The sequence below is a fragment of the Isoptericola sp. NPDC060257 genome (assembly GCF_042726645.1).
Taxonomy (GTDB): domain Bacteria; phylum Actinomycetota; class Actinomycetes; order Actinomycetales; family Cellulomonadaceae; genus Isoptericola; species Isoptericola nanjingensis.
The window spans coordinates 1-10,675 of the sequence record NZ_JBHXAW010000147.1; the positions used below are offsets into that span (position 1 = coordinate 1).

The following is a 10,675-nucleotide window of genomic DNA, read 5'->3' on the forward strand; positions in this document are numbered from 1 at the left end:
GCGACGATGCCGCGCCCGCCGTGCACGGGCCCGCCGTCGAGGTCGGTGACGACGCACCCGGCCGCTTCGCACACGGCGACGCCGGGCAGGAAGTGGACGCTGCCGTCGACGTCGGCCCCGGTCACGTAGGCGGCGTGCCGGCCCGCGGCCACCCAGGCGAGCGCGAGCGAGCTGGACGCGACCCGGACCGCCCAGGCCCCGCGCAGCCCGGCGTCGGCGACGAGCGCGGGCGCCCCGCGGCCGTTGTCGACGTCCATGTTGACGAGGCGGGTCACGGGGGTGGGCGAGGCATCGACGTCGGGGTTGTCCGCCGCGCGCCGCACGCGGGTGCGGACGCCGTCGGTCCACACCACCTCGCCGGTGAGGGGGTCCGCGACGGCCGCGGCCAGCACGTGCTCGACGGCGCCGCGACGCTCCGCGAGGGCGACGTTGACGCCGAACGACGGGACACCGGCGGCGAAGTTGAGCGTGCCGCACAGCGGGTCGACGTACCACCTCCGGGCGCTGTCGCCGCCGGACGCGCCGAGCTCCTCGCCGACGACGGCGTCGCCCGGCCGGGCCGCGGCGAGGACGTCACGGACCGCCCGCTCGGCGGCGACGTCGGTGTCGGTGGCGAAGTCCAGCCCGACCTTCGCGTGGCGGGTCACGGGTCGCCGGAACGCACCGGCGACCACCGCGGCGCCGGCCAGCGCGGCCTCGACCGCGACCTCGGAATCGATCGTCACGACGCCGAGCATGGCAGAACTTCATCCTCGTCAGACGCCGGACGGCTGCATAGTCTCCTTCGGCACGCAACAGAACGTCGGACAGGACAAGAGATGAAGCGCACGATCGCCGCGATCCTCGCAGGAGCCGTCGTGGCCACCGGCCTCACGGTCGCCCCGGCGCAGGCCGCGTCGAGCGGGTCGGCGGGGAGCGTCAGCCACCCGGACGTCGTGCTGTACAACGGGCAGCACAACAAGACGGCCAAGATCACCTACTCGGTGAAGAACCCGACGAGCGCGCAGATCCATGAATGCTTCGCCGACGAGTCGTACCCCGAGTACGGCGAGGCCTACACCGGTTGGGGCGAGCTCGACTGGTCTATGGACATCGGGTACTACGACCGGTACGGCAACTCCGTGGGTGGTGGGGCGTTCCTCTACTCGGGCAAGAACGCCAGGTCCGGCAGCGTCACCTCGAGCCGCTGGTACGACTGGGAGGACTTCGGGCGGTACTCCGCCAGAGCGGTCGTGGACCGGAGTTTCTCGGTCTACGGAGTCGATGACGAGGGATACACCTGGGAGCACTACTGCACCCTGCCGGAGCGCACCTACTCGGACTCCTTCTCCTTCAAGCGCGCCAGCTACCTGTCCGCCAACGCTACCCCGGAGCCCGTGCGCAAGGGGTCGTCCGTGACGGTCAAGGGCACGCTCCGGTACTGGAACCCCGACTACCACTACGGTGAGGGCGCGCTCCGACCGCTCACGAGCCGCACGGTGAAGATCTACTTCGACCCGTGGGGATCGAAGGGCCCGGTCTACAAGGGGTCCGCGAAGACGTCCAGCAAGGGCACGTACGCCAAGAAGCTCAAGCAGTCGTCGTCGGGCACGTGGATCGTCAAGTACGCCGGAAGCAGCACCCTCACCGCCAAGCAGGCGACGGACGGCGTCAGGGTCCGCTGAGCCCACGCTGTGGCGTTCGGGTCGTGGGGGCCAAAGTCAGGCCCGGTCCTCCACGAGCGGGACGAAGGAGTACGTCCCGTGCTCGGAGGTGCGGACCGCACCGCGCTCGTCGCGGGTCACGAGCACCATGACGTGCCGCACGGGGATCACCATCCGGCCGCCGGGCGCGACCTGGTCGACCAGCTCCGGGGGCAGCCGGGTGGGCGCGGCGGACACGAGTACCCGCTCCCATCCTCCGACGCGCGGGGCGCCCAGGCGGCCGGGGACGGCCCGGGCCACCCGGGCCCAGGGCATGCCGGTGCGGCGCACGTTGGCCGCGCCCCAGGCGGCGAGGTCCGCGTGCCGCTCGAGGCCCAGCACCGACCCGGTGGGCCCGACGAGGCGGGCGAGCAGCGCCGTCGTCCAGCCCGAGCCGGCCCCGACGTCGAGCACGTCCGCACCCACCGGCACCTCGAGGAGCCGGAGCATCGCCGCGACGGTCGACGGCTGCGAGCACGTCTGGCCGTGCCCGATCTCGACGGGGCTGTCCGCCTCGGCCCAGCGGACGCCGGCGCGGGGCAGGAAGCCCCGCCGGTCGACGTCGCGCAGCGCGGCCGTCACCGCGTCGTCGACGCCCCCGGCCCCCGTCGGCAGGGCCGGCCGTCCCGTCCGCCCGGTCATCCCACCATCGTCGCCCCGAAGCGGTCCGGACACCGGGCGGGACGCCGGGCGAGCAGGCCCGGCCGGGTCGACGATCGGAGGGACGGCCGGCGACGGACGCCGGCCCGCCCGAGATCGGAGGACGACATGGCAGGCACGGTCGCGCGCGTCACGGAGATCACGGCCCGGTCGGACACGAGCTTCGAGGACGCGATCCGCGTCGGCCTCGAGCGCGCGGGCCAGACGGTCCGCCACATCACCGGCGCCTGGGTCAAGGAGCAGAAGGTGGAGGTGTCGGACGGCGCCATCGTCGCGTGGCAGGTGGACCTGCAGGTGACGTTCGTGCTCGAGGGCTGACCGGCGCTCGCTCGAGACCGACCCGTGGGGTGGGGCACGTCACGGCCACCGACGGTGGAGGACGTTTGAACCGATCGGCACCGTGACGTAGTCTTGGACGTCGGCGCGCCTTCGGCGTGCCAGTCCCGTGTGCTCACGACGCACCGCACTCGACCGCCGCGGCGGGCCGAGTTGCAGACCAAGTCGGTGAAGAACGTCGTGCGGCATGCCCAGACCAGGAGAGATGAGCAGCAACGTGGTGTACGCGATCGTCAAGGCCGGTGGCCGTCAGGAGAAGGTGTCCGTCGGGGACATCGTCGTCATGGACCGAGTCAAGGCGCAGGCCGGTGACACGGTGGAGCTGCCCGCTCTGCTTCTGGTGGACGGGGAGAAGGTGACCACCGACGCCGCGAAGCTGGCGAAGGTCACGGTCACCGCCGAGGTCGTGCGGGACGAGAAGGGCCCGAAGATCACGATCCTCAAGTACAAGAACAAGACCGGCTACCGCAAGCGCCAGGGTCACCGTCAGTCGCTGACCCGCCTCAAGGTCACCGGCATCAAGTGACTCACCGCCGGGCCGAGCGCGACACCCCGCAGCACGGCCCGCGGCACTGATCCCCTCGTTCTTCGCAGAAAGCAGGTCTGACAGATGGCACACAAGAAGGGCGCGAGCTCCTCGCGCAACGGTCGTGACTCGAACGCGCAGCGCCTCGGCGTCAAGCGCTACGGCGGTCAGGTCGTCAAGGCCGGCGAGATCATCGTCCGCCAGCGCGGCACCCACTTCCACCCCGGCGAGAACGTCGGCCGTGGCGGCGACGACACGCTGTTCGCGCTGACCGCCGGCTCGGTGGCCTTCGGGACGCGTCGTGGCCGCAAGGTCATCGACATCGTCGCGGCCGAGGTCTGAGCCTCACCGAACGTTTCGACTCACCCGAGTCCACGACGAGGGGCGCACCGTCGCGGTGCGCCCCTCGTCGCTTTGCCTGAGAGGATCTGACCATGGCCAGCTTCGTCGATCGCGTGGTGCTGCACGCCGTGGGCGGTGACGGCGGCCACGGCGTCGCGTCGATCCGCCGCGAGAAGTTCAAGCCCCTGGCGGGGCCCGACGGCGGCAACGGCGGCGACGGCGGCACCGTGAAGCTCGTCGTGGACCCGCAGACGACGACGCTGCTCGAGTACCACCACTCGCCGCACCGCCGCGCGACCAACGGCACGCAGGGCATGGGCGACGACCGCGACGGCGCCAACGGCGGCGACCTCGTGCTCGGCGTGCCCGACGGCACGGTCGTCAAGGACCGCGACGGGAACGTGCTCGCCGACCTGGTGGGCGCGGGCGCGGAGTACGTCGTCGCGCAGGGTGGCCGCGGCGGGCTGGGCAACCGCGCCCTGGCCTCCCCGAAGCGCAAGGCCCCGGGCTTCGCGCTCCTCGGCGAGCCGGGGGAGGAGCACGAGGTCGTCCTCGAGCTCAAGTCGATCGCCGACGTCGCGCTCGTCGGGTACCCGAGCGCCGGCAAGTCCTCGCTGGTCGCGGCGATCTCCGCCGCGCGCCCCAAGATCGCGGACTATCCGTTCACGACGCTCATCCCCAACCTCGGCGTCGTGCAGGCGGGCGACACCCGGTACACCGTGGCCGATGTCCCCGGCCTCATCCCCGGCGCCAGCGAGGGCAAGGGCCTCGGGCTCGAGTTCCTGCGCCACGTCGAGCGCACCGCCGTGCTGGTGCACGTGCTCGACTGCGCCACCCTCGAGCCCGGCCGCGACCCGCTCAGCGACCTGGACGTCATCGAGGCGGAGCTGGCCGCGTACGCCGGCGACCTCGGTATCGAGGGCGGCCGCGTGCCGCTCACCGAGCGCCCCCGTCTCGTCGTGCTTAACAAGATCGACGTGCCCGAGGCGCGCGACCTCGCCGAGCTGGTGCGCCCCGACCTCGAGGCGCGCGGCCTGCGGGTCTTCGAGGTCTCGACCGCCAGCCACGAGGGCCTGCGGCCGCTCACCTTCGCGCTGGGCGAGCTCGTGGAGCGCGCCCGTGCGGCAGCCCCCGCGCCCGAGCCGACGCGCGTCGTGCTGCGCCCGCGCGCCGTCGACGAGGCGGGCTTCACGGTCACCGCGAAGAGGGACCACGAGGGCGTCTACTACGAGGTGCGCGGGTCGAAGCCCGAGCGCTGGGTGCGCCAGACGGACTTCAACAACGACGAGGCCGTCGGGTTCCTCGCGGACCGGCTCGCCAAGCTGGGCGTCGAGGACAAGCTCCTCAAGGCCGGCGCGGTCGCGGGCGACGAGGTGCGCATCGGCGACCCGACCAACGCCGTCGTCTTCGACTGGGAGCCCACGCTCACCACGGGCCCGGAGCTGCTGGGCGCGCGCGGTACGGACCTGCGGCTCGACGAGAGCGCGCGGCCGACGCGCGGCGAGAAGCGCCGCGAGCACCACGAGCGCATGGACGCCAAGACGGAGGCGCGTCGCGAGCTGTGGACCGAGCGCGAGTCGGGTCACTGGACGGACCCCGACGACGCCTGACGGCGGATCCGGCGAGAATGCACGGGTGAACGCCGCCACCTCCCGCGCCAGCCTGCCCACGGCACACCGGATCGTCGTCAAGATCGGTTCGTCGTCGCTCACCGGCCCGGACGGGCACCTGGACCTGGCGGCGCTGCGGGCGCTCGTCGACGTCCTGGCCGCGCGGGTGGCGGGCGGCGCCCAGGTCGTCCTCGTGTCCTCCGGCGCGATCGCGGCCGGCATCGGGCCGCTCGGCCTGAGCGCACGCCCCCGCGACGTCGCGACCATGCAGGCCGCCGCCATGCTGGGCCAGGGGCAGCTGGTGGCCCGGTATACCGAGGCGTTCGCGGCGCACGGCCTGCAGATCGGGCAGGTGCTGCTCACCGCGGAGGACACGGTGCGCCGGTCGCGGTACCGCAACGCGCAGCGCTCCCTGGAGCGATTGCTGGCGCTCGGCGTCGTGCCGGTCGTCAACGAGAACGACGCGGTGACCACCGACGAGCTCACCTTCGGCGACAACGACCGCCTCGCGGCCCTCGTCTCGCACCTCGTGCGGGCCGACGCCATGGTGCTGCTCACCGACGTCGACGGCCTGCACGACGCGCCGCCGTCGCGCCCGGGCGCCCGGCGCATCGCGCACGTGGGGGACCTCGCGGACCTCTCCGGGGTCGAGGTCACCGCGCGCGGGAGCGCGGTCGGCACGGGCGGCATGGTCACCAAGCTCGAGTCGGCCCGGATCGCGACCGGTGCCGGCGTGCCGGTCGTGCTCACCAGCGCGCGGAACGTCGCCGCCGCGCTGGCGGGCGAGGACGTCGGCACGTTCTTCGCGGTCACCGGCCGGCGCACGACGGCGCGGCGGCTGTGGATCGCGCACGCGGCCCAGGCGCACGGCCGCCTCCACCTCGACGACGGCGCGGCGCGGGCCGTGCTCGGCGGTCGCGCGTCGCTGCTGCCCGCGGGCGTCACGCGCGTCGAGGGCACCTTCGAGGCGGGCGACCCGGTGGAGCTGGTCGCGCCCGACGGCGCGGTCGTGGCGCGGGGGCTCGTCTCGTTCGACTCGGGCGAGCTCCCCGGCCTGCTCGGGCGCTCGACGTTCGACCTGCGGGCCGAGCTCGGGGAGGGGTACGACCGCGAGGTCGTGCACCGCGACGACCTGGTGCTCGAGCACCGGCGATGAGTTCGCCGGCCCCCGGGCGTCGGTAGGGGCACGGGCGCGCACGGAGCGCGCCACCGAACCCCGGAGGCCGGCATGCGCCGTCCGCACCACGCCACCCCGACCCCTGCCCGCACCGTCGCCGGCGGCGTCCTCGCCGCATCCCTCACCGCCGTCGCCGCCCTCGTCGTCGCGCCGACGGCGGCCGCCTCGACCGCCGCACCGGCCGCGACTGCCGCGTGCGGGCCCACGAGGACCGGGGTGACCGAGCACTGTGGCGAGCTGGCGGGAGCCCGCTACCGCGTGCTCGTCCCGGACGACTGGAACGGCACGCTCGTGCTGTTCAGCCACGGCCACTACCCGTCGGAGTTCTTCGGCGGCTTCCCCGCGCCCCATCTCCTGGGCAACCAGGAGCTCAGCGAGGGCGTGCTCACCGACCACGGGTACGCCGTCGCGGGCTCGCTCTTCCAGGGCGACGGCCTGGACTTCACGGTCCCGACGGCGGTGGGCGACCAGTCGCGGCTGCTGGACTGGTTCGAGGAGAACGTCGCCGAGCCGGACCGCACCGTGACCTACGGGCAGTCGATGGGCGCGGTGACCGCCGTCAAGCACGCGGAGACCGAGCCGGGGCGGATCGACGGCGTGCTCACCGTGGGCGGCGTCCTGGACTGGGTGGGCCAGCTCGACGCGATCCTCGACATGAACCTCGCGACGCAGGTGCTGCTCACCGACGGCACCGACGCCCACGGCAACCCGATCGAGCTCGTCGACGCCGAGGACCCGGGGGCGAGCCGCGACGCCTTGGTGGCGGCGCTCGCCGAGGCCCAGGAGACGCCCGAGGGGCGGGCCCGCATCTCGCTCATCGCGTCCCTCAACACGGTGACGGGCTGGTACGGGATGAACGAGCCGCGGCCCGCCACGCTCGAGGAGCGGGCCCGCGGCCAGGCGCAGTGGCTGATCGGCGCCTACACGCTGGGTCTCGGGCCCACGGGCCGGGTCGACCTCGAGGCGACGCTGGGCGGCAACCCGAGCAGCACGGACCTGGACCACCTGCGCGCCCGCCTCGCACGGTCGGGCGCCGCGCCGGACGTCGTGGCCGCCTACGCGCGGGCCGGGCTCGACCTGCGGGACGACCTGGCGGCGCTGGAGGCCGCGGAGCCGATCGAGGCCGACCCGGCGGCGCGGGCGGCGATGGTCGCGCACCGACCGGAGGGCACGACGCCGTCGCCCGTCCTCACGCTGCACACGACGGGCGACGGCGGGGCGCCGCCGTCGGCCGAGCGCTCGTTCGCGCACCGCGTGCGCGAGGCGGGCGACCCGGGACGGTTCCGCAGCCTGTACGTCGAGCGGGGGGCGCACCTGTCCGTGAGCCTGGGGGAGGAGCTCGTGGCGCTGCGCACGCTGGAGCGGCGCATCGACACCGGCCGCTGGCCGTCGCTCGCGCCGCGCACGCTGAACCGGGCGGCCGACGCGCTGGGGCCGGACTACCGGGCCACGTTCGAGGTCGTCACCCTGCAGACCTTCGACCACGCCCCGGCGTTCACCCGGTTCGTGCCGCCGCCCGCGCCCCGTCCCTCCTGGTGAGAGGGGCCTGCCGCCGCGCGCGCCGCCGTCGTACCCTCGGGGGATGACCACGACCCTCACGGAGGACCTGACGGCGGGCGGCGCGGGTGCCGGCAGCGCCGGCGACGACGTCGCGGCCGCCGTCCGCGACGTCGCCCGGCGGTCCCAGGTCGCGTCGCGGACGCTCGCGACCGCCACCAGGGCCACGAAGGACGCCGCGCTGCACGCGCTGGCCGACGCGCTCGAGGGCGCGGCCGACGAGATCGTGACGGCGAACGCCGACGACCTCGCCCGCGGGCGGGAGCGCGGCCTGAGCGACGGGCTGCTCGACCGGCTGGCGCTCACGCCGGCGCGGATCGGCGCCATCGCCGGCGCGCTGCGCGAGCTCGCCGGCCTGCCCGACCCGGTCGGCGAGGTGGTGCGCGGCCAGACGCTGCCGAACGGGCTGCGCCTGCGCCAGCTGCGCGTGCCGATGGGCGTGGTCGGCATGATCTACGAGGCGCGGCCCAACGTCACGGTCGACGCCGCGGGCCTGGCGCTGAAGTCGGGCAACGCGGTGATCCTGCGCGGCGGCAGCGCGGCGGCGTCGTCCAACGCGGTGATCGTCGACGTGCTGCGCCGGGCGCTGGAGGCCCAGGGCCTGCCCGCCGACCTCGTGCAGACGATCGACGCGTACGGGCGCCCGGGCGGCGTCGCGCTCATGCAGGCGCGCGGGCTCGTGGACGTGCTCGTCCCGCGCGGCGGGGCCGACCTCATCCGCACGGTCGTCGAGTCGTCGACCGTGCCGGTCATCGAGACCGGGGTCGGCAACGTGCACGTGTACGTGGACGCCACGGCCGACGTCGCGAACGCCGTCGAGATCGTCATGAACGCCAAGACGCAGCGGGTCGGGGTGTGCAACGCGGCCGAGACGCTGCTGGTGCACGCGGACGCCGCGGAGGCGTTCCTCCCCGCGGCGCTCGCGGCGCTCGGCGGGGCGGGCGTGGTGCTGCACGGCGACGCGCGCACCGTCGCCCTCGCGCCCGAGTCGGTCGAGGTGCTCCCCGCGACCGACGCCGACTGGGGCACCGAGTACCTCGCCCTCGAGCTCGCCGTGCGCGTCGTCGACTCGCTCGACGACGCGATCGAGCACATCCGCACCTGGTCGTCGGGGCACACGGAGGCGATCCTCACCCGGGACCTGGCCGCCTCCGAGCGCTTCGTCGCCGAGGTCGACTCGGCCGCCGTGATGGTGAACGCCTCGACGCGCTTCACCGACGGCGGCGAGCTGGGCCTCGGCGCCGAGATCGGCATCTCCACGCAGAAGCTGCACGCGCGCGGGCCCATGGGCCTGGCCGAGCTCACGACCACCAAGTGGGTCGTGCACGGCGACGGGCACGTCCGGCCCGCGTGAGAGACTGACCCCCGACCCTGCCCGTCAGCAACCCGTTGCCCACCCCGCACAGGAGGAACCCGTGCTGCACACCGCCGTCCAGGTGGCCCAGGAGGCCACCGAGCACGCCGAGACCATCTCCCCGATCGCGATGGGTCTGCTCGCGTTCGGTGGCCTGGTCGCCGCGCTCGTGGTGACGTACGCCTTCCGCAACGTGTCCAACCGCCACCACTGACGGCCCCCGTCCGGTCAGCGTGAACGAGCCGTCGTCGCAGCCGCGCCGTCCGCGCCTGGGCGTGATGGGCGGCACCTTCGACCCCATCCACCACGGGCACCTGGTCGCCGCCAGCGAGGCGGCGGCGCTGCTCGACCTCGACGAGGTCGTCTTCGTGCCCACGGGCAAGCCGACCTTCAAGCAGCACCAGCGGGTGTCCCCGGCCGAGCACCGCTACCTGATGACGGTGATCGCGACGGCGTCGAACCCCCGGTTCACGGTGAGCCGGGTCGACATCGACCGTCCGGGCCTCACCTACACCGTCGACACGCTGCGGGACCTGCACGAGCAACGACCCGACGCCGACCTGTTCTTCATCAGCGGCGCCGACGCGATCGAGCAGATCCTGACCTGGAAGGATGCCGCGCTCCTGTGGGAGATGGCACACTTCGTGGCTGTCACGCGGCCGGGGCACCAGCTCATGGTGGACGGCCTGCCCCACGACGGGGTCACGACGCTGGAGGTCCCGGCGCTGGCGATCTCGTCGAGCGACTGCCGTCGCAGGGCGCAGGCCGGCCAACCGGTGTGGTACCTGGTGCCGGACGGCGTGGTCCAGTACATCGCCAAGCACGGTCTGTATCGAGGTCTCGATGAGTGACAACAACCCGTCCCGCCCGCTGACCCGCCGCGAGATCCGCGAGCGGGAGCAGGCGGCCGCCGCCGCGCAGGCGAGCGCCGGTCCGCCTGCGCCGTCCGGGCCCGAGTACGGCGAGCCCGCCGCAGCGAGGTCGCCGTTCGCCCCGCCCGCCGGGCCGGCGCCGGCGCCGCGGTTCTCCGCGCCGGCGGCCAGCGCGCCGTCCCGCCGCTCCCTCCGCGAGCAGAGCCCGGCGCCCGCCCCCGCGCCCGCGCCGATGGTGCGGCCGCCGTCCACCTCCGCCGGGGTGCGCGGGCTGGACGAGACGGGTCGGCTGGCCCCGATCCAGCGACCGACCGGCGAGATGTCCCGCGCCGTCGCCCCGACGCCTTCGGTGCGTCCCGCGGCGCCGTCCGGCGCCCCGGCCGCGCCGCCCGCGCGTCCCTCGACCCGCCGTGACCAGGGCGCCGCCGCGGCGGGCTCCGCCACCGGGTACGGGTTGCCGCCGGTGGCCGCCCCGTCGAGCACCCCGGCGAGCGCCGCGCCCGCGGCCCCGGCGGCCAGCCCGCCGGCCACGGTCGCGCCGCGCCCCGACGGCGCCGCC

At 74.5% G+C, this 10,675-nt stretch carries 12 protein-coding genes and 1 pseudogene; 11 read left to right on the forward strand and 2 right to left on the reverse strand.

Annotation, left to right across the window (positions count from 1 at the left end; genetic code table 11):
- Nucleotides 1–725, reverse strand: a 725-nt coding sequence (locus ACFWEK_RS13020; protein WP_430554322.1) for an inositol monophosphatase family protein, incomplete at its 3' end; no start/stop codon positions are given.
- A 93-nt stretch (nt 726–818) separates the two neighbouring features.
- Here ACFWEK_RS13020 and ACFWEK_RS13025 point away from each other — a divergent pair.
- Nucleotides 819–1,664, forward strand: a complete 846-nt coding sequence (locus ACFWEK_RS13025) for a hypothetical protein (RefSeq protein WP_430554323.1) — start codon at nt 819–821, stop codon at nt 1,662–1,664.
- A 36-nt stretch (nt 1,665–1,700) separates the two neighbouring features.
- Here the strand turns inward: ACFWEK_RS13025 and ACFWEK_RS13030 are convergent, their stop codons facing one another.
- Nucleotides 1,701–2,324, reverse strand: a complete 624-nt coding sequence (locus ACFWEK_RS13030) for a protein-L-isoaspartate O-methyltransferase (RefSeq protein ID WP_430554324.1) — start codon at nt 2,322–2,324, stop codon at nt 1,701–1,703.
- Nucleotides 2,325–2,450: 126 nt separating this feature from the next.
- Here ACFWEK_RS13030 and ACFWEK_RS13035 point away from each other — a divergent pair, with 126 nt between their 5' ends.
- From ACFWEK_RS13035 to ACFWEK_RS13080, 10 genes and pseudogenes are all read left to right on the forward strand, one after another.
- Complete coding sequence (locus tag ACFWEK_RS13035) at nt 2,451–2,660, forward strand: dodecin family protein (RefSeq protein ID WP_429732001.1); 210 nt, start codon at nt 2,451–2,453, stop codon at nt 2,658–2,660.
- Between the two features lie 235 nt (nt 2,661–2,895).
- Nucleotides 2,896–3,204 (forward strand): 50S ribosomal protein L21, encoded by a 309-nt coding sequence (gene rplU / locus ACFWEK_RS13040; RefSeq protein WP_430545896.1) that lies wholly within the window; start codon nt 2,896–2,898, stop codon nt 3,202–3,204.
- An 84-nt stretch (nt 3,205–3,288) separates the two neighbouring features.
- Entirely contained in the window at nt 3,289–3,546 is a 258-nt protein-coding gene (rpmA, locus tag ACFWEK_RS13045) for a 50S ribosomal protein L27 (RefSeq protein ID WP_429764026.1), read from the forward strand.
- Nucleotides 3,547–3,638: 92 nt separating this feature from the next.
- On the forward strand, nt 3,639–5,156 hold the full coding sequence (gene obgE / locus ACFWEK_RS13050) for a GTPase ObgE (RefSeq protein ID WP_430545665.1): 1,518 nt from the start codon (nt 3,639–3,641) through the stop codon (nt 5,154–5,156).
- Between the two features lie 25 nt (nt 5,157–5,181).
- Nucleotides 5,182–6,312: a glutamate 5-kinase gene (proB, locus tag ACFWEK_RS13055; RefSeq protein ID WP_430545664.1), complete on the forward strand. Its 1,131-nt coding sequence runs from the start codon at nt 5,182–5,184 to the stop codon at nt 6,310–6,312.
- A gap of 72 nt (nt 6,313–6,384) precedes the next feature.
- Entirely contained in the window at nt 6,385–7,872 is a 1,488-nt protein-coding gene (locus ACFWEK_RS13060; RefSeq protein WP_430554325.1) for an alpha/beta hydrolase family protein, read from the forward strand.
- 43 nt (nt 7,873–7,915) lie between these two features.
- The gene (locus ACFWEK_RS13065) at nt 7,916–9,244 is read left to right on the forward strand and encodes a glutamate-5-semialdehyde dehydrogenase (protein WP_430554326.1); all 1,329 of its coding nucleotides are present in this window, start codon (nt 7,916–7,918) and stop codon (nt 9,242–9,244) included.
- Nucleotides 9,245–9,305: 61 nt separating this feature from the next.
- Entirely contained in the window at nt 9,306–9,458 is a 153-nt protein-coding gene (locus ACFWEK_RS13070; RefSeq protein ID WP_430545661.1) for a hypothetical protein, read from the forward strand.
- A gap of 64 nt (nt 9,459–9,522) precedes the next feature.
- Nucleotides 9,523–10,095: a nicotinate-nucleotide adenylyltransferase gene (gene nadD / locus ACFWEK_RS13075; protein WP_430545895.1), complete on the forward strand. Its 573-nt coding sequence runs from the start codon at nt 9,523–9,525 to the stop codon at nt 10,093–10,095.
- Nucleotides 10,088–10,675 (forward strand): annotated as a pseudogene (locus ACFWEK_RS13080) (hypothetical protein); the annotation flags it as partial. The gene nadD and the pseudogene ACFWEK_RS13080, both read left to right, overlap by 8 nt.

Bases quoted from the DNA above. Each gene is read 5' to 3' on its own strand.
- rpmA (WP_429764026.1), top strand. From the start codon at position 3,289: ATGGCACACAAGAAGGGCGCGAGCTCCTCGCGCAACGGTCGTGACTCG.
- nadD (WP_430545895.1), top strand. From the start codon at position 9,523: ATGGGCGGCACCTTCGACCCCATCCACCACGGGCACCTGGTCGCCGCC.
- ACFWEK_RS13025 (WP_430554323.1), top strand. From the start codon at position 819: ATGAAGCGCACGATCGCCGCGATCCTCGCAGGAGCCGTCGTGGCCACC.
- ACFWEK_RS13035 (WP_429732001.1), top strand. From the start codon at position 2,451: ATGGCAGGCACGGTCGCGCGCGTCACGGAGATCACGGCCCGGTCGGAC.
- ACFWEK_RS13065 (WP_430554326.1), top strand. From the start codon at position 7,916: ATGACCACGACCCTCACGGAGGACCTGACGGCGGGCGGCGCGGGTGCC.
- ACFWEK_RS13060 (WP_430554325.1), top strand. From the start codon at position 6,385: ATGCGCCGTCCGCACCACGCCACCCCGACCCCTGCCCGCACCGTCGCC.
- ACFWEK_RS13030 (WP_430554324.1), bottom strand. From the start codon at position 2,324: ATGACCGGGCGGACGGGACGGCCGGCCCTGCCGACGGGGGCCGGGGGC.
- obgE (WP_430545665.1), top strand. From the start codon at position 3,639: ATGGCCAGCTTCGTCGATCGCGTGGTGCTGCACGCCGTGGGCGGTGAC.